This is a genomic window from Oricola nitratireducens (genome assembly GCF_014904745.1).
GTDB lineage: Bacteria > Pseudomonadota > Alphaproteobacteria > Rhizobiales > Rhizobiaceae > Oricola > Oricola nitratireducens.
Window position 1 is genome coordinate 229,356 of record NZ_JACZCS010000008.1, and the last position, 17,149, is coordinate 246,504.

General features: G+C 63.7%; 16 protein-coding genes. 6 read left to right on the top strand and 10 right to left on the bottom strand.

The window, feature by feature from the left end; translation table 11 throughout:
- Positions 1–29 precede the first annotated feature (29 nt).
- Both IG169_RS05315 and IG169_RS05320 read left to right on the top strand, forming a co-directional pair.
- Positions 30–2,180: a thiamine pyrophosphate-dependent enzyme gene (locus IG169_RS05315; RefSeq protein ID WP_193175125.1), complete on the top strand. Its 2,151-nt coding sequence runs from the start codon at positions 30–32 to the stop codon at positions 2,178–2,180.
- Positions 2,177–3,730, top strand: coding sequence for an indolepyruvate oxidoreductase subunit beta family protein (locus tag IG169_RS05320; protein ID WP_193175126.1), 1,554 nt, complete (start codon positions 2,177–2,179; stop codon positions 3,728–3,730). Before IG169_RS05315 ends, IG169_RS05320 begins: the two co-directional genes overlap by 4 nt.
- A 63-nt stretch (positions 3,731–3,793) precedes the next feature.
- Here the strand turns inward: IG169_RS05320 and IG169_RS05325 are convergent, their stop codons facing one another.
- Together IG169_RS05325 and IG169_RS05330 are read right to left on the bottom strand one after the other, a co-directional pair.
- Entirely contained in the window at positions 3,794–4,303 is a 510-nt protein-coding gene (locus tag IG169_RS05325; RefSeq protein WP_193175127.1) for a flavin reductase family protein, read from the bottom strand.
- A 10-nt stretch (positions 4,304–4,313) separates the two neighbouring features.
- The gene (locus tag IG169_RS05330; protein ID WP_193175128.1) at positions 4,314–5,405 is read right to left on the bottom strand and encodes an LLM class flavin-dependent oxidoreductase; all 1,092 of its coding nucleotides are present in this window, start codon (positions 5,403–5,405) and stop codon (positions 4,314–4,316) included.
- Positions 5,406–5,516: 111 nt separating this feature from the next.
- Between IG169_RS05330 and IG169_RS05335 the strand changes: the two genes are divergently transcribed.
- Positions 5,517–6,071, top strand: coding sequence for a winged helix DNA-binding protein (locus tag IG169_RS05335; protein ID WP_193175129.1), 555 nt, complete (start codon positions 5,517–5,519; stop codon positions 6,069–6,071).
- Positions 6,072–6,087: 16 nt separating this feature from the next.
- Here IG169_RS05335 and IG169_RS05340 read toward each other — a convergent pair whose 3' ends face one another.
- The 3 genes from IG169_RS05340 to IG169_RS05350 are packed head-to-tail and all read right to left on the bottom strand — an operon-like array spanning position 6,088 to position 8,628.
- Positions 6,088–6,582, bottom strand: coding sequence for a flavin reductase family protein (locus tag IG169_RS05340; protein ID WP_193175130.1), 495 nt, complete (start codon positions 6,580–6,582; stop codon positions 6,088–6,090).
- A gap of 1 nt (position 6,583) precedes the next feature.
- Positions 6,584–7,816, bottom strand: coding sequence for a styrene monooxygenase/indole monooxygenase family protein (locus IG169_RS05345; protein ID WP_193175131.1), 1,233 nt, complete (start codon positions 7,814–7,816; stop codon positions 6,584–6,586).
- Positions 7,817–7,851: 35 nt separating this feature from the next.
- Positions 7,852–8,628, bottom strand: a complete 777-nt coding sequence (locus tag IG169_RS05350; protein WP_193175132.1) for an SDR family oxidoreductase — start codon at positions 8,626–8,628, stop codon at positions 7,852–7,854.
- A gap of 173 nt (positions 8,629–8,801) precedes the next feature.
- Between IG169_RS05350 and IG169_RS05355 the strand changes: the two genes are divergently transcribed.
- The gene (locus IG169_RS05355; protein WP_193175133.1) at positions 8,802–9,794 is read left to right on the top strand and encodes an AraC family transcriptional regulator; all 993 of its coding nucleotides are present in this window, start codon (positions 8,802–8,804) and stop codon (positions 9,792–9,794) included.
- Positions 9,795–9,831: 37 nt separating this feature from the next.
- Here the strand turns inward: IG169_RS05355 and IG169_RS05360 are convergent, their stop codons facing one another.
- From IG169_RS05360 to IG169_RS05375, 4 genes are all read right to left on the bottom strand, one after another.
- Positions 9,832–11,037 carry an acyl-CoA dehydrogenase gene (locus IG169_RS05360; protein ID WP_193175134.1) on the bottom strand — a complete coding sequence of 402 codons (1,206 nt, stop codon included), beginning with the start codon at positions 11,035–11,037 and terminating at the stop codon, positions 9,832–9,834.
- 205 nt (positions 11,038–11,242) lie between these two features.
- Positions 11,243–12,556, bottom strand: coding sequence for a TRAP transporter large permease (locus IG169_RS05365; RefSeq protein WP_193175135.1), 1,314 nt, complete (start codon positions 12,554–12,556; stop codon positions 11,243–11,245).
- Positions 12,549–13,058: a TRAP transporter small permease gene (locus IG169_RS05370; RefSeq protein WP_193175136.1), complete on the bottom strand. Its 510-nt coding sequence runs from the start codon at positions 13,056–13,058 to the stop codon at positions 12,549–12,551. The genes IG169_RS05365 and IG169_RS05370 overlap by 8 nt, the downstream gene beginning before the upstream one ends.
- Positions 13,059–13,123: 65 nt before the next feature.
- Entirely contained in the window at positions 13,124–14,140 is a 1,017-nt protein-coding gene (locus IG169_RS05375) for a TRAP transporter substrate-binding protein (RefSeq protein WP_193175137.1), read from the bottom strand.
- Positions 14,141–14,284: 144 nt separating this feature from the next.
- On the opposite strand from IG169_RS05375, the gene IG169_RS05380 reads away from it, so the two are divergent.
- Entirely contained in the window at positions 14,285–15,538 is a 1,254-nt protein-coding gene (locus IG169_RS05380; protein WP_193175138.1) for a cytochrome P450, read from the top strand.
- 9 nt (positions 15,539–15,547) lie between these two features.
- Here the strand turns inward: IG169_RS05380 and IG169_RS05385 are convergent, their stop codons facing one another.
- Positions 15,548–16,027: a MarR family winged helix-turn-helix transcriptional regulator gene (locus IG169_RS05385; RefSeq protein WP_193175229.1), complete on the bottom strand. Its 480-nt coding sequence runs from the start codon at positions 16,025–16,027 to the stop codon at positions 15,548–15,550.
- A gap of 163 nt (positions 16,028–16,190) precedes the next feature.
- Here IG169_RS05385 and IG169_RS05390 point away from each other — a divergent pair, with 163 nt between their 5' ends.
- Positions 16,191–17,147 carry a PDR/VanB family oxidoreductase gene (locus tag IG169_RS05390; protein ID WP_246717131.1) on the top strand — a complete coding sequence of 319 codons (957 nt, stop codon included), beginning with the start codon at positions 16,191–16,193 and terminating at the stop codon, positions 17,145–17,147.
- Positions 17,148–17,149 lie beyond the last annotated feature (2 nt).

A 17,149-nucleotide genomic window follows, 5' to 3' on the forward strand; every position in this document is an offset into this window, starting at 1 on the left:
GCATAGATACAGGGACGAGGACACCAGCGATGGCCGAACGGTCTTTCAAAGCGGAAGTCAAGCACCTCAGGCTCGGCGACGGCGCAACCTTTACCGGCGAAGGCATTCTGGCGATTACCAAGGCGCTGCTCGAATGCGGCGTGGGCTATGTCGGCGGCTACCAGGGCGCGCCGATCAGCCATCTGATGGACGTTCTCGCCGACGCGGAGGATCTGCTCTCCGAACTTGGCGTGCGCTTCGAGGCGAACGCTTCGGAAGCCGCCGCGGCGGCGATGCTGGCGGCGTCCGTGCATTATCCGATCCGTGGCGCCGTGACCTTCAAGGGATCCGTCGGCGTCAATGTCGCCTCGGACGCGCTGGCCAATCTCGCCTCCTCGGGCGTGACCGGCGGCGCGCTGATAATCGTCGGCGAGGATTATGGCGAAGGCTCCTCGATCATGCAGGAGCGCAGCCACGCCTTCGCGATGAAATCGCAGTTCTGGCTGCTCGATCCGCGGCCGAACCTGCCGTCGATCGTCAAGGCGGTGGGGCAGGGTTTCGAACTGTCGGAGGCGTCGAACACGCCGGTGATGCTGATGGTGCGCATCCGGTCCTGCCACGTGACCGGCAGTTTCGCGACCCGCGACAACAAGCGTCCGCCGCTGACGGTGCGCGATGCGCTCTCCGAACCGCGGCGCGATTTCTCGCGCGTGGTGCTGCCGCCGATGTCCTATGCGCATGAGCAGGACAAGATCAAGAATCGCTGGCCCGCCGCGGAAAAGTTCATCGTCGAGGAAGAGCTGAACGAACAATTCGGCCCGAAAGACGCGCCCGTCGGGATCGTGCTGCAGGGCGGCATGTACAATTCGGTCATCCGCGCCCTGCAACGGCTTGGTCTCGCCGACATTCACGGCGATACCGAAGTTCCGCTCTATGTCCTCAACGTCACCTACCCGCTGGTGAGGGACGAGTTCCTCGCGTTCTGCGAAGGCAAGGATGCGGTCATGGTGGTGGAGGAAGGCCAGCCCGAGTTCATCGAACAGGGCCTGTCCACGATGCTCTACCGCGCCGGCAGCCCGGTGAAGCTTCACGGTAAGGACATGCTGCCGATGGCCGGCGAATATACCGGCCAGGTGATGCTGGACGGGCTGACCGCGTTCCTGCGCGACGCCGCGCCGGCGCTGCTGCCGGACAAGGTGCGCGCGCCGAATGCCGAGGCGGAGCCGATTCCGGACCTGTCGAAGACCGTGCCGATCCGTCCGCCGAGTTTCTGCACCGGCTGCCCGGAACGGCCGATCTTCGCGGCGATGAAACTGGTCGAGCAGGAGAGCGGCAAGCACCAGATCACCGGCGATATCGGCTGCCACCTGTTCGCGACGCTACCGCCGTTCGAGATCGGCGGATCGACCATGGGCTACGGCCTTGGCCCGGCCTCGAACGCGGCGTTCGACGGCGGCGGCGAAAAGCGGGCGATCTCGTTCATCGGCGACGGCGGTTTCTGGCATAACGGCCTGTCGTCCTCGATCGGCAACATGGTGTTCAACAAGTCCGACAGCGTCGCGGTGATCGTTGACAACTACTACTCCGCGGCGACCGGCGGGCAGGATATTCCGTCGTCGCGGGCGGACAACCAGACCAAATCCACCAAGCATCCGATCACCGAGGCGCTGAAGGGTGTCGGTGTCGACTGGGTGCGTCAGGTCGACCGGACCTATGATGTCAAGAAAATGCGCGCGGTGCTGCAGGAGGCGCTGACGACCGATCACAAGGGACCGAAGGTGATCGTTGCGTCGTCGGAGTGCATGCTGAACCGGCAGCGCCGGGAGAAGCCGCTGCGTGCCAAGGCGATCAAGGAGAAGCGCCGTGTCGAGGTGCCGCGCTTCGGCGTCGACGAGGATATCTGCACCGGCGATCACGCCTGCATCCGCCTGTCGGGGTGTCCGTCGCTGTCGCTGAAGCGGCTCGACGATCCGCTACGCGACGATCCGGTGGCTAGCATCGACCAGAGCTGCGTCGGTTGCGGAAACTGCGGCGAGGTGGCGGACGCCGCCGTGCTGTGCCCATCCTTCTACCAGGCGGATGTGGTGCATAATCCCGGGCCATGGGAGCGCTGGCGGTCCAACCTGTCGGCTACCGTGATCGGCTGGCTGCAGGGCCGCCGCGCGCGTGGGCGAATCGAATTTGCGGAGATGGCCGAATGACCGTTCAGGAACCGATACTCGAAGGCCGCACGCCCGATCCGAAGGTCGATCAGATCATCAAGCTGGCCGTCATGGCGGTTGGCGGTCAGGGCGGCGGCGTGCTGACGAACTGGATCGAGGCGGTGGGGCGCGCGGGCGGCTATGCGGTGCAGGCGACATCGGTCGCCGGCGTGGCACAGCGCACGGGCGCGACGATCTATTATATCGAGATGGCGCCGAGCGGGGATCGTCCGCCGGTGTTCTCGCTGGCGCCCGCAGCCGGTGACGTCGACATTATCGTCGCCGCCGAGATGATGGAGGCGGGCCGCGCCATCCTTCGCGGCTTTGTCACGCCAGACCGCACGACGCTGATCGCATCGACCCATCGCGCGCTTGCGGTGTCTGAGAAAACCGTGCCTGGCGACGGGATAGCGAGTTCCGAGGAAGTGCGGGCGGCGGCCGAGATCGCGGCACAGCGCATGATCATGTTCGACATGGAAAAGGCGGCGATCGAGGCGGGATCGGTCATCTCGGCGAGCCTGTTCGGCGCCCTTGCCGGGTCCGGCGCGTTGCCTTTCGCGCGCGAGGATTTCGAAGCGGCGATCCGTGTGTCGGGCCGGGGCGTCGAACCGTCTCTGCGCGCCTTCGCTTCCGGTTACGAGACGGCGCGCAAGAGTGTTTCCGGCGAGGCGGAAAGCGCCGAAACCGCCACGACGAAGGGCCCGGCGGTTCGCGGCCCGAGCCGGTTGATGGCGGAGTGGAACGCTTTGGCGGCCGAGGTCGGGGCGCTGCCGGAAGCGGTGCGCGAACTGGCCCTGCCGGGCCTGCGCAAGGTGGTCGATTTTCAGGACATGGCCTATGGACGCGATTATCTCGGCCGGGTGAAGGCGGTGCTGGCGCGCGACGATGCGGCGCGTGACTACCTTTTGACCCGCGAGGCTGCAAAATACATCGCCAATGCCATGGCCTATGACGACGTCATCCGCGTCGCCGATATCAAGACGCGCGGCAGCCGCTTTGCGCGGGTAAAGGCGGAGGTGCGGGTGAAGGACGACACGCTCCTGCATCTAACCGAATACATGCATCCGCGTGCCGAGGAGATTGCCGGCATGCTGCCGGCCGGCCTCGGCAAGCGCATCGAAGCCGATCCGAAATGGATGGCGCGGCTCGACCGCTGGTTCAACAAGGGTCGGCGGCTGCGCACCGACAGCCTGCCGTCCTTCGCCATGCTCTACATGCTTGGAGGCATGCGCGGCTGGCGCCGGCGTACGCTGCGGCACGCGATCGAGATGGAACACCTCGAGAATTGGCTGGCGTCGGCGCTGGCGCATCTGCCGGACAATTACGATCTGGCCGTCGAGGTGCTGCGGTGCCGCCGGCTGGTCAAGGGTTATTCGGATACGCATGCGCGCGGATTGTCGAAATTCGACCGGGTGATGGAGGGCGTTACCCTTGTCGCCGGACGTGACGACGCTGCCGACTGGACACGGCGGCTGCGCGAGGCGGCGCTGCGCGACGAAAAGGGCGAGGGGCTGGATGGAGCCCTGCAGACCGTCCGGTCTTTCGTCTGAATAGAAAACGGGGCCTGTCGGCCCCGCCTTCGTTTCCAGTCGTCCAAGTCCAGTTCTGTATGTCTAGTCCTGCATGGCGCGATAGGCGCCCTTCCAGTAGACAAGTCCGCCTTGGCCGGGGTGGGTGCGGATCGCTTGAACACGGCCGATCAGGATCGAGTGCGTGGCGCGGTCGATCATCTCCTCGACCGTGCAATCCATGCCGATGACAGCATCTTCCAGCAGCATGGCGCCGGTTTGCGCCGTCACCCAGGATGCACCGGCATAGCGGTCGGGGCCCTTGATGCCGCCGAAGCCCGTGAAGCGCTCGGCCACAGCCTGGTGGCCCGCGCCGAGAACCGACCAGCCGAAACAGCCATATCGCTGCAGAAGCGGCCAGCTCGACGACGAACGGTTGACGCAGGCAAGGAGTTGCGGCGGTTCCGCCGACAGCGAGATCGCCGAAGTCACCACCAGCCCGGACCGCTCGTCGCCCTTGCCGACGGTCAGCACGCTGACATTGCCGACGAAATTTCGCATCGCATCGCGGAACTCGCGGGCGGGCGGCAGGTCCGTTCCCACGGGGCCGGTCATGCGCAGCGCCTCAGCGGATACCGGCGGCATCGAGCTTCGGCAGAACGGTGTCGCGGAAATAGGGGAACTCCTTGACGTAGTCGATGAAGGACAGCGTCGTGCCGGCAAATCCAGCGCGGTGCAGCGACAGGATGCCGTCGGCGACCTGGTCGGGCGTGCCGACCAGCGGGAAGCCGCCGTGGCCCATGGCGAAACGGTCCCGGATCAGCGCCAGCAGGTCATGCGGGAAGCTTTGGGCGTGAGCGAATTGCAGCCGCACGAGATTGTCGACGGCCTCCCAGTCGGCGTTGGTCTTGGCGGTGTGCTCCAGATAGGCAAGCGCCTCCTCCTCGGTCGGACGGCAGATGACATGGGAGAATGTCAGCACGTCGACCTTGCGGCCCTTGTTGCTCGCCTGCTGCTTCAGTTCCTTGATCTCCTCGGTGGAACGGTCGAGGTCGATCGCCGGGGTGAACAGGAAATTGGCGTTGTCGGTAGCGAATACGCGGCCCTGCGGAGAGCCGGCGGCATTAATGATGGGCACGTCGCCGCGCATCGGACGCGGATCGCCGTGCACGCCCTTGAGCTTGAAATAGGTGCCATCCCAGTCGAAGTAATCGGTCGAGGCCCAGAGCTTGCGCACGACGTCGAACCATTCCTGGGCATAGGCGTAGCGGGTTTCGTGATCGTCGGGCAGGGTCAGGCCGAGGGCTTCGTATTCCGGCTTGTTCCAGCCGGCGACGATGTTCAGTCCGGCGCGTCCGTTGCCGATATGGTCGATCGTCGCGATCTGCTTGGCGACGACGACCGGGTGGTTTGCGGTGGTATGGATCGTGGCGAAGACGGAAATGTTCTTCGTCGAGGCCAGAAGACCGGCTGCCCAGGTCATTGTCTCGAGTACGCCGCCATGGAAATCGGTTTCTCCGCCATAACCGATCCAGCGCGCGATCGGCAGTATGAAGTCGATACCGGCGTCGTCGAGCAGGTGCCCAAGCGCGAGATTGTTCTCCCACGAGTTGACCCAGCGTTCCTCGACCTTTGTCACGCTCATTCCCGATGAGCAGTTGGATGAAAACGTTCCCAGAAGAAAGCGGTTGTCCGCCAGCATCATATTCCCGGTCATTGCAGTGATCTCCCGATTAAATAAAGTTTACGATAGAAAGTCTATCGTAAATTCACATTGCGTCAACGGGGGCGAGCGGCGACACTCGGGCAAGGCGGAAAGGAGCGATTCATGGCGCATAATCCCGACGAAAACCCGGATCCGAAGGCGCGCGGGGCGCTGGACTACCGCTGGCACCTGGCGCAAAGCGACGTCGAGGTCAGCACGACGGAACTGGAATTCGCGCTCATGCGGACCTATGAGGGGTTCGGGCGCTGGCAGTCGGAATGCCTCGCCGGCGTGGTCGATGTCGCCGCGTCCGGGCCGGAAAACGCGTTGCTGCACATCATCCGGATGAATGAGCGTCCGAAGACGATCAAGGATCTGGCGCGGCTGACCAATCGCGACGACGTGCCCAACATTCAGTACAGCCTGCGCAAGCTGATCGGCGCCGGCCTCGTGCATCGCGAGGGATCGGGCCGTTCGGGCGTAACTTACGAGGTAACGGAAAAGGGACGTCAGGTGACCGAGGATTACGGCGATTTGCGCCGTCGACTGCTGATCGCGGCGGCGGCCAATGTGCCTGGTTTGCCCGAGCGTCTGCGCGACGCCACGCAGACGCTCAATCTGTTATCGGGAATCTACGAAGAGGTTTCGCGGGTGGCGGCGACGCACCGGCGCCGCTGAGCCGTCAGGTTCCGCATCAGAGCGGTTCGAGCCTGTGGAACCGCGATTGTTCGTAGACCAGCGGCGCGCCTTCGCCGAGACGGACGTCCATGATCTCGCCGATGAAGACCGTGTGGCTTCCGGCTTCCATCGTCTCGGTGACGTCGCAGGAAAAGCCGATCAGCGCTTCCGCCAGAAGCGGCAGGCCGCGCGCATCCTCGATCCAATCGCCTTCGGCGAACTTGTCCTCGCCGGTGACACCGTCGGCGCCGGCAAAGCGCAGTGCGAGGGGACTCGCCGGGTCAGTCAGCAAACTGACATTGAAAGCGCGGTGTTCGCGAATCGCCGCGCAGGTGCCCGTCTTCCGGTTGACGCAAACCAGAAGGCTCGGCGGCTCGGCCGAAACCGAGCAGACCGCCGTTGCGGTAATTCCGCGCCGTTCGGCCCCGTGGCGGGCGGTGATGATCGTCACCGCCCCGGGAAAGCGGGCCATCGCCGCGCGGAAGGTTGCGTGATCGATGCCCATACCCATCTTACGCCGCCTTGAGTTCCGACAGATAGGCAGACGCTGCATCGGGATCGGCGAACCACGGGAAGAAGTCGCGCGGATCGTCGAAGCCGTTGGCCATGCGGTGTGCCAGACGCGGTTCGACGCAGGCAGTGCCCATGATTTCGAGGACGAAGGGCGGCGGCGGCATCAGCATCATGTTGGTCCAGTTGACCACCCACTGCGCGTAGTCCCAGTAGGCGTCAAATGTGCCCTGCATCCACACCTCGTCGAACGCCCGGTCGCCATGGGCGAGAATGCGCTTGAGGTAGACGGCGGCGGCCTTCGAAGCGTTGTTCGATCCCTGGCCGGTGATCGGATCGTTCAGGCAGACTGCGTCGCCGAGACCCAGAACCTTGCGCCCGGACGGCAGCGTGGCGACAGGATGGCGCACCGTCGGCGGGAAGCGGCCGGCGAGAATGCCGTTGTCGTCGGTGAGTTCTATGTTGCGGCAGCGCTCGGCCTCCCAGGGCAGGAAGGTGTCGAGAATCTTCTTCGAGGTCTCCAGGTGCTGTTCGGGCGACTTCACGTCGCCCCAGCAATCCATCGGGCCTCCGGGCACGCCCTCGAACACCATGATCTCGCAGGGACCCGAAACGGTCAGCGCCGGGAAGACGAAATATTCGCCGACACCGGGGATCAGGTTGAAACAGACCGCGGAATGTTCCGGGCGCGGCGTCATTCCGGTGACATAGGTGAGGGCCAGCGCGCGCATCGGTTTCTCGTAAGGCGATTTCTCGGCATCGCGCTGAAACAATTGCCCGATTTCACCCTTGCCGGAGGCGACGATCACAAGGTCGTCCTCACGCGAATAAAGCTCAAGATCGCTGATGCTTGCGTCCTTGATCACCATCGTTCCGCCGAGCCGCTCGAACTCGGCCATCCAGGCCGGGATCTTGACGCGCTGGTCGACGGAGTAGGCATTGTCTTCAAGCCGCCCGGCCCAGTCGATCGCCTTGTTGCCCGATCCGTCCGGAGCCGGGACCATGAAGTTGATGCCCTCGACTGGCGGGCAGGTATCCGACCAGAAGTCGATGCCGAGGTCGCGTTCGTTCTGCACGGCGGTGTGGAACATGCACTGGCTGGACATCACCTTGCCGGCGGCGATGTCCTCGGCGGTACGGTTCTGCACGATGCGGACCTGGTGGCCGTTCTTGAGCAGGCCGAGGCCCAGTTGCAGGCCGGACTGGCCGCCGCCGATAATCGTTATCTTTCGCATTTCTCTCTCCCTTTCGAATGTGTGCCGGCCGGCGGCTATTCCATCAGCAGCGGAATGGCGGGCTCGGCCCGTTCCGGCCCCATGGCGGTATAGCCGCCGTCGACGCGGATGTCGGTGCCGGTGATGAAGGATGCCTCGTCGGAGCAGAGGAACATCACGGCGGATGCAACCTCCTCCGGATTTGCGGTGCGGCCCATCAGGTGGAACGGCGCGGCGACGCTGTCCGTCTTGGCCCGGTCGCCACCGGTCAGTTCGTCCATGATGTTCGACCAGGTCCAGCCGGGCGATACCGCGTTGACGCGAATGCCCTCCGGCGCGAGGTCCATCGCCTGGTTGCGGGTCAATTGCAGGATGGCGGCCTTTGCGACCGGGTAGAGCCACCGCCCCGTCTGCGCCACGCGCGCGGAGATCGATCCGAAATTGACGATGGCGCCGCGATTCTTCGCCAGTTCCGCCCGCGCTGCCTGCATCAGCATGACCGAGCCGACGAGGCTGACATCGAGGCTCTCATGCCATTCGGCGCGGGTGGAGTCGGCACCGTTGTCGAGATAGGAACAGGCGACATTGACCAGGAAATCCACCCGGCCGAACCGTTTTACGGTTGCGGCGATCAACGCCTCGATCTGGGCGTCATCGCGCAGGTCGGTCGGCTCGAAGGCGACGCCTTTACCCTCCAGCGCGCGGCCCGCCTCCTCGTTGATATCGGCGACCATCACCTGCGCACCGTGCTCGCGGAAAGCCGCGACAATCGCCGCACCGATCTTGGTGGCTCCTCCCGGCACGATGGCCACTTTCCCGCTCAATCCGCGCATTGCGTTCCTCCGTTTCGCGTTTCGTGCGGTCGAGTTTCCGGGAAGGAGGCCGTAGCGCTATCCGTTGACGGCGCGAACTATCCAAAAAACGAAAAAATCGGACGGAGGACGTCTGTTTGCCTTTGTGGAGCCCGAAACCGTGCTACTCTTCGGGATCGAACCAGAGGAAGGTAATGCGCACACCGCTTGCCGGATATTCGCTGTTTCGCAGCCAGGATCTCGACGAGGCCCGCGAGCGGGTCGCGGCTGTGTTTTGCCCGCACCGGCTCGACACGATCGGGAAGGGACTTTTTTCCGCCTGCCAGCACCATCTTCCCGGCGAACGACTGTCACTGAACTATATCGAATATGGCGCCAAGACGCTTATCGCGCCCGGCGAACTGGACAAATTCTACCTGATGCAGATTCCGCTGGAAGGCGGCGCGGCCATCGTCAACGGAGGCGACCGTTATTTCTCGCATCCGGGCGCGGCGGCGGTGCTGAACCCGCATCTGCCGACGACGATGATCTGGGAAGAAGGCTGCCGCCAGGTTCTGGTGCGGATCGACCGGCGGGCGATGCAGGATCATCTGGCGACCCATATCGGCGCGTCCGGGGACCGTCCGCTGACCTTTTCCGGCCCGCTCGATTTGACGCAGGGGGCCGGGGCAAGTCTGCGGCGGCTGGTGCTGCATCTCGTCGCCGAGGCGGACGAGGGCACGCCCTCCATCGGCCGGGGCGGGCTGCTGGGCCGGCAGATCGAGGGAGCGATCCTGACGGGGCTGCTCGAGGCGCACCGGCACAATTATTCCGGCCTTATCGGCTTCGCGCGATCCGGCCCCGCGCCGCGCCACGTGCGCCAGGCCGAGGATTACATGCTCGCCCATCTCGACCGCTCGCTAACGATCGAGGAAATCGCATCGGCTGTAGGCATCAGTCCGCGCGCGCTGCAACTGGGCTTTCGCAGTTTCCGCAATGCCACGCCGATGGGCTTCCTGCGCGATGCGCGGCTGCGGCGGGCGCATCAGGATTTGATCGCCGCAAGGCCCGACACCACGGTGACGGATGTGGCGATACGCTGGGGTTTCACCCATTTCGGGCGGTTCGCGGAAATCTACCGCAACCGTTTCGGCTGCACCCCGCGCGAGGCGCTGAAGGCGGCGCGGGGCAGCGATTTCGGGGATTGATCCCGCCGGCTGCGTATCCGCAACCGGGCGGAAGCCTCTACTGGAACGCCTGAATGCCGGTCTGCGCCCGGCCGAGGATCAGCGCATGGACGTCATGCGTTCCCTCATAGGTGTTCACCGCCTCGAGGTTCATGACATGGCGGATAACGCCGTATTCGTCGGAGACGCCGTTACCGCCATGCATGTCGCGCGCGACCCGTGCAATATCGAGCGCCTTGCCGCAATTGTTGCGCTTCATCAGGCTGATCAGTTCCGCCGGAGCGCGCTGCTCGTCCATCAACCGGCCGAGCCGGAGGCTGCCCTGCAGGCCGAGGCTGATCTCGGTCTGCATGTCGGCGAGCTTCTTCTGGATCAGCTGGGTCGCGGCGAGCGGCTTGCCGAACTGCTTGCGGTCCATGGTGTAGCTGCGGGCCTGGTGCCAGCAGGCTTCGGCGGCGCCCATCGCGCCCCATGAAATGCCGAAGCGGGCGCGGTTGAGGCAACCGAAGGGGCCGGCGAGACCGGAGACGTTGGGGAGCAACTGATCCTCGGTGACCAAGACCTCGTCCATCTGGATCATTCCGGTGACCGAGGCGCGAAGCGAGAACTTGCCTTCGATCTTCGGCGCGTTCAGGCCCTTCATGCCCTTTTCGAGGATGAAGCCGCGGATCTTGCCGTCATGGGCGTCGGACTTGGCCCAGACCACGAAGACATCGGCGATTGGCGAATTGGTGATCCAGTTCTTGGCGCCGGAGATCGAGTAGCGGCCGTCGACCTTCTTCGCCCTGGTGATCATGCTGCCCGGATCGGACCCGTGATCGGGTTCGGTCAGGCCGAAGCAGCCGACCCATTCGCCCGATGCCAGCTTCGGCAAGTATTTGAGGCGCTGCTCCTCGGAACCGTAGGCGAAGATCGGATGCATCACCAGGCTCGACTGGACCGACATGGCCGAGCGGTAGCCCGAATCCACGCGCTCCACCTCGCGGGCGACCAGTCCGTAGCTGACGTAGTTGGCGCCGACGCCGCCATATTTGTCTGGAATGGTGCTGCCAAGCAGGCCCAGTTCGCCCATCTCGGACATGATCTCCCGGTGGAAAATTTCCTTGCGGTTGGCTTCGATCACGCGGGACAGAAGGCGGTCCTGGCAATAGGCGCGGGCGGTGTCGCGGATCATGCGTTCTTCGTCCGACAGCTGGTCCTCCAGCAGGAAGGGGTCCTCCCAGACTATCGCGGGCGGCTTGGCGCGGGCTTCCTCGGGTGTCATCGGTTCTCTCCTGCTGCATCGGCGGCGGCCGTTCGCGACAGCGCGGACGGACTGGCCTGTTTTTGGCGCATAATGCGGTTCCGCGAAACAATTTCAAGCTTAAAGTTTTAAGTTCGAAACAAAATTACCGAAACGAAGCGCCGCGCTCGCTACGGGCCGGGTGCGTGAAAGGTTTTCGAGACCGGGTGAGTCCGGCGCGAACGGCCTACATCAGGGAGGGCAGGAAGAGCGCAAATCCCGGGATGGTCAGCAGCAGGATCAGCCGCACAATGTCCATCATCCAAAACGGCGTCACGCCGTGGAAGATCGTCCTGGTGGAAACATCGCCTACCACGCCCTTGAGGATGAAGACGTTCAGTCCCACTGGCGGGGTGATCAGGCTGATCTCGGTGACCACGACGACCACGATGCCGAACCAGACCGGATTGAACCCGAGGCTGACGACCAGCGGAAAGAAGATCGGGACCGTCAGAAGGAGCATCGACAGGCTCTCGAAGACGCAGCCGAGCGCCAGATAGATCAGGATGATCAGCCCCATCACCATCCACGGCGCCAGCCCAAGGGAATCGACGCCGTTGCGCAGCGCTTCGGGCAGGCCGGCGACATTGACGAAGTTGGAGAAGATCCAGGCTCCGATCAGCACCGAGAACAGCGAGGCGGTGGTCATCGCGGTTTCCTTGAGGACCTCGCGGGTGTCGGCGAAGCTCAGATTGCCGCGGAAAAGGGCGATCAGAAATGCGCCCATGGCGCCCATTCCGGCCGCTTCCGTGGGCGAAAAGGTCAGGTGGATCGGCCAGAAATCCAGCGCGCCGTAAAGCCCGCCGATCACCAGCCCGAACAGCAACAGCACGGACCAGACGTCACGCAATGCGGACAGCCGGTCAGCCCAGTTCGTGCGCGGGCCGGCAGGGCCGGACTCCGGATTGCGCGCGACGGATATGCGCACGGCGATCATGTAGAAGAGGATGCCCATTACGCCCGGCACGATACCGGCGATGAAAAGCTGGCCGATCGAGGTTTCGGTCAGCAAACCGTAGATCACGAGAATGACGGAGGGCGGAATGAGGATGCCCAGCGTGCCGCCGGCGGCGATCGACGCGGTGGACAGGCTGTCGGCATAACCGAACTTGCGCATTTCCGGCATCGCGACCTTCGACATGGTTGCCGCGGTCGCCAGCGACGACCCGCATATGGCGGCAAATCCGCCGCAGGCCACGATCGTCGCCATGGCAAGGCCACCGCGCAAATGGCCAAGGAACGCGTTCGAGACCTGATAAAGCTCCCGGCTGATGCCGCCCTTGTTGACGAACAGACCCATCAGGATGAACAGCGGCACGACCGACAGGCCGTAGTCCTGGCTGGTGTCGATGATCAGCCGTGCGACGATCGAAATCGCGCCGCGATAGGATGTCTCGTAGGAATAGCCGATCATGCCCACAAGGCCCATGGAAAAGGCAATGGGCATGCGCAGCAGCACAAGAACCAGCACGGCCGCGAAGCCGATGAGCGATTCAGTCATGTCGGAAAAATCCAAGGCTTTTCGGCGCCAGCAGCACGAGCACGCCGCGGACGACGAGAACGATGGCGGTCACGAAGGTCATCAGCGCGACGAACCACGCGATGTAGAAGGTCGGAATGTTCAGATATTCGGTCCGGTCGCCATAGCTGCGGGCGCGTTCCGCGAGATCGACGACGCGTTCGGCGGGAAGCCACAGCATCACGCCGCAGGCGAGCGTCACCAGTCCGTCGCGCAGCCGCGACAGGCCGAGCCGGTCGATTATCGGATCGGCGAGGTCGACCACGATATGCTGATCGCTCCCCGAGAGGACCGGCAGGGAGGAGAAGACGATGATCGCGATGGATATCCGGATCAGTTCGGTCGCGGCCTCGATCGGCATGTTGAACGCGGACCGCATGACGACATCGGAAAACGTCAGGACCATCAGCGCAAAGAGCGCGACGGAAGCCGTCATCATCGGGATGGCCGCGACGAGATGGATGAGTTTTCGCAGAAAATTCATGGGGGTCCGACAGTTATGGGCAATTCCGGGCGCGGCGAGCGCGCCCGGAACCTTATAGCATCATTTTACTTCGAGGCTGCAGCCATCTCCGAGGCGACCATGTCGTAGGCCGCCTGGGCGTCGATGCCTGCATCGTCCAGTTCGCCGAGGATCTTGGCGCGCACCCGCTCCGCCATGACGGCGAAGGCGGCCTGGTCTTCTTCCGAAGCTGTGACGATCTTGTTGTCAGGCGCCGCTTCCGTTTCGGCGCGTGCACGTGCATCGCTTTCGTCCCAGACCTTGCCCATCATCTGGCTTGCCGGCAGGCCGAATACCTTCTCGTCGAGCGCCTTCTGCACGTCGGCGGGCAGGCTGTCGAACTTTTCCTGGCTCATCAGGACGGCAAACGAACCACGATAGAAACCGCCGGGCATTTCATAGACGTTCTTGGCGACCTCGTTCAGCTTGAAGCTGATGCGTTCGCCCATGTTCATGGCCACCGCATCGGCCGCGCCGGAAGCGAGCGTCTCGTAGACCTTGGGTGCCGGAACCTGAATGCCGATCAGTCCGAGTTCGGCGCCGACATCGGCCGACACGCCGCCGCCGAGACGGGTTTTCAGGCCCTTCAGGTCGGACAGCTTGTTGATCGCCTTGTTGGAATGGATCTGGCCCGGGCCGTGGGTGGTCAGCGCGACCAGCTTGACGCCGCGGTGCTCGTCCAACTGGTTGAGATATTTCTCTTGCACATGCCAGTAAGCGACCGAAGCGGCCTCGGCATTGCCCTTGTAGCCCGGCAGCTCGATCAGCTTGGTGCCGACGAAGCGTCCCGGCTGGTAGCCGTGGAAGATGATGGTCATGTCGGCCGCGCCGTCCATGACGAGGTCCATCTGGGCCGGCGGCGGTGCGAGGCCCATCTTGATCTCGCCGGTCACCTGGCCGTCCGTCGCCTCTTCCATCATCTTCACGAGGCCTTCCAGCATCCCGGTGTTGATGGGGTGCGTCGGCGGCAGCCAGCTGGAAATCGTCAGTGTCTCGGCGGCAAAAGCCATCGTTCCCGAACAGATCGCCAACGCTACGCCGGCCAACAATGTCTTGAATTTCATCCCTTGGTCCTCCCTGAACCCGGTGGTGGAGTGCACGCATTTTGCTTGCGCCACACAATCATATGCATTTTCATGTATTCACATAACCGGTGGTTTGTGAACATATTTTTTTCAACAGGTGCAGAGTGACGCAGGGAGTGGCAAATGAGTGATCGCGCCGAGACTGGCTTGATATCATCGGACGAAGCGCGCGCGTTCGACCTCGAAAACCCACCTGCCGGGTTCGTCGACGATCCGTTCCCCTTCTATGCCGCGTTGCTGGCGCATGCGCCGGTTCTGCGGCAGCCTGACGGCTCTGTGCTGCTTAGCCGACATGCCGATCTGGACCGGATCTATCGCGACACGACGCTCTATTCCTCGGACAAGAAGGCGGCCTTCGCGCCGAAGTTCGGCGCGGGATCGCCGCTGTTCGAACACCACACGACCTCGCTGGTTTTCAACGATCCGCCGCTGCACACGCGAGTCCGCAAGATCATGACCTCGGCACTGACACCACGCGCGATCGCGAAGATGGAACCGGGGCTGACCGACACGGTGGACCATCTTCTCGACGCGATGCAGAGGCGGGCCGGAGAGGGCGAAACCGTGGACCTGATCGAGGATTTCGCCTCGTCCATCCCGATCCAGGTCATCGGCAACCTGCTCGACGTGCCGATGAATGAGCGCGGGCCGCTGCGCGACTGGTCGCTGGTGATCCTCGGGGCGCTCGAGCCGACGCTCACTCCAGAACAGCTCGAACGCGGTCAGCAGGCGGTGACCGAGTTCAAGACCTATCTCGAAGACCTCGTCGCACGGCGGCGCGCCAAACCCGGCAATCCGGAAACCGACGTCCTGACCCGGCTGATCAACGGTGACGGGGCGGACGAAAAACTGTCCGAGATCGAATTGCTGCAGAACTGCATCTTCATCCTGAATGCCGGGCACGAGACGACGACAAACCTGATCGGAAACGGTCTGGCCGCGCTGAACGACCACCCCGACCAGAAGGCGCGGCTGCTCGCGGACCCGGGCCTGATCAATTCCGCGGTCGAGGAATTCCTCCGCTTCTCGTCGCCCAATCAGCTGGGGAACAGGGAAACGACGGCGGCAATCGAAATCGACGGACTGTCCATTCCGGCCGGAACGAACCTGCATCTGTGCATCGGCGCGGCCAATCGCGATCCGGCGCAGTTCGACGATCCGGACAGGCTGGACATCACGCGCAAACCAAACCGGCACCTGGCTTTTGCCGGCGGTCCGCATGTCTGTGTCGGGCTGACGCTGGCGCGCATGGAAGGGCGGATCGCGATCGGCCGGTTCCTCGATCGGTTCCCGGATTTCCGCATCGCGGACGGGCGCGTTGCGGGCGGGCGGATGCGGTTTCGCGGTTACGCCAGGCTGCCGGCGAAGCTTTCCTGAGGTGAGCCGCTATTTCTCGTTTTCGCTCGGCGGCGCCAGTCGCTCGATCAGCGAGCTCAGCGCCAGCTTGATCCGGGCGCCGTCGCCGCCCTCGAGCATCTGCAGGAGCTTCTGCTCATGAGTGCGGGCGTCGGCGACGAGCCTCTGGGCAAGTGCGCGGCCCTCGTCGGTCAGGTAGACGCGGACGCGGCGGCGGTCTTCGGGATCACCCTGTCTGCGGATCAGGCCGCGTTCTCCCATCTGGATGATGATCTTGGTCAGGCGCGACTGTTCGATCAGGGCGAATCGGGCCAGCCGCGTGATCATCGCGCCGTCGCGGTCGTTCAGGCAGGCAAGCACGCGCCATTCCGGCACGCGGAGTCCTTCGGTGCGGACATGGGCGTGGAACTGGGCGCTGGCGGCGTCGCTGGCGGCGGCCAGAAGATAAAGAAGATAACCGGGGACGAACTCGCCGGTATCCGCCTCAAGTCCTTGCCGTTCCATCGTCATTTCGCTCACGTCATGCCCTCTTTGTCGTCCGGTCGGCTTCTTCTAGACCCCGCGTTCGAGGCGGTTGTCAATGCGAAGGCGGCGCATGGCCGATGGCGGACAGAAAAAACCACTTGACCATATTTATATGAAAATTCATATTTCCTGTCGAGGAGAGAATGAATTGAGCACACTGACGATGCAAGTCGCGGCGATCCGCAAGCTGACCGACAGGATCGCCGAAATCGAGCTGGTCGCGTCCGGCGGCGGCGCCTTGCCCGGCTGGCAGCCGGGCGCGCATATCCGTGTCTCGCTCCCCGAAGGGGGCGATCGCGCCTATTCGCTGATCGCATTCGACGGTACCAGAGACGGCGGCGACATTTTCCGCATCGCGGTTCAATTGGAACCCGAGGGGCAGGGCGGATCGCGCTTCATGCATTCGCTGACGGCCGGCGACACGCTTACCGTGACAGAGCCGAAATGCGATTTTCCGCTGGTCGCGGATGCGCCGGTGCTGTTGCTGGCAGGTGGAATCGGGATCACGCCGATGATCTCCATGGCCGCGGAGCTGGCCGCAAGGGGGACACCGTTCGAATTTCATTATGCCGGGCGGGCGCGCAATGCGATCGCCTATTCCGGCGAGTTGGCCGATACTTTCGGACCGGCGCTGCATCTGCATTTCGACGACGAGCCGGATAACGCGCTCGATCTCAAGGCACTGATCGACGGACTTGCCCCGGATGCACACCTCTATGTCTGCGGTCCGCGCGGCATGATCGAGGCGGTGCGCAAGCTGGCGGAGAGTGCCGGCGTTGCGTCCGACAGGATACATTTCGAACTGTTCGACAATGCCGCGGCAAAGCTGGAAGGCGATACGCCGTTCGAGGTTGAACTCGCCTCGACCGGCCAGGTGTTCACGATCCTGCCCGGGCGCAGCATCATCGAGGTGCTCGAGGAAGGTGGCGTCGACCTGATTTACGATTGCCAGCGCGGCGATTGCGGCATCTGCCAGACCGAGATCGTCAGCGGGACGCCCGATCACCGCGACGTCGTGCTGTCGGACGCGGAGCGCGAAGCGGGCAAGGTCATGCAAATCTGTGTCAGCCGTGCGAAGTCGCAACGGCTTGTTCTGGATCTTTGAGG

Coding starts and splice junctions, on each gene's coding strand:
- IG169_RS05345 (WP_193175131.1), bottom strand. CDS start 7,816: ATGCGAAAGATAACGATTATCGGCGGCGGCCAGTCCGGCCTGCAACTG.
- IG169_RS05320 (WP_193175126.1), top strand. CDS start 2,177: ATGACCGTTCAGGAACCGATACTCGAAGGCCGCACGCCCGATCCGAAG.
- IG169_RS05355 (WP_193175133.1), top strand. CDS start 8,802: ATGCGCACACCGCTTGCCGGATATTCGCTGTTTCGCAGCCAGGATCTC.
- IG169_RS05350 (WP_193175132.1), bottom strand. CDS start 8,628: ATGCGCGGATTGAGCGGGAAAGTGGCCATCGTGCCGGGAGGAGCCACC.
- IG169_RS05360 (WP_193175134.1), bottom strand. CDS start 11,037: ATGACACCCGAGGAAGCCCGCGCCAAGCCGCCCGCGATAGTCTGGGAG.
- IG169_RS05325 (WP_193175127.1), bottom strand. CDS start 4,303: ATGACCGGCCCCGTGGGAACGGACCTGCCGCCCGCCCGCGAGTTCCGC.
- IG169_RS05340 (WP_193175130.1), bottom strand. CDS start 6,582: ATGGGTATGGGCATCGATCACGCAACCTTCCGCGCGGCGATGGCCCGC.
- IG169_RS05370 (WP_193175136.1), bottom strand. CDS start 13,058: ATGAATTTTCTGCGAAAACTCATCCATCTCGTCGCGGCCATCCCGATG.
- IG169_RS05315 (WP_193175125.1), top strand. CDS start 30: ATGGCCGAACGGTCTTTCAAAGCGGAAGTCAAGCACCTCAGGCTCGGC.
- IG169_RS05380 (WP_193175138.1), top strand. CDS start 14,285: ATGAGTGATCGCGCCGAGACTGGCTTGATATCATCGGACGAAGCGCGC.
- IG169_RS05385 (WP_193175229.1), bottom strand. CDS start 16,027: ATGACGATGGAACGGCAAGGACTTGAGGCGGATACCGGCGAGTTCGTC.
- IG169_RS05335 (WP_193175129.1), top strand. CDS start 5,517: ATGGCGCATAATCCCGACGAAAACCCGGATCCGAAGGCGCGCGGGGCG.
- IG169_RS05375 (WP_193175137.1), bottom strand. CDS start 14,140: ATGAAATTCAAGACATTGTTGGCCGGCGTAGCGTTGGCGATCTGTTCG.
- IG169_RS05330 (WP_193175128.1), bottom strand. CDS start 5,405: ATGACCGGGAATATGATGCTGGCGGACAACCGCTTTCTTCTGGGAACG.
- IG169_RS05365 (WP_193175135.1), bottom strand. CDS start 12,556: ATGACTGAATCGCTCATCGGCTTCGCGGCCGTGCTGGTTCTTGTGCTG.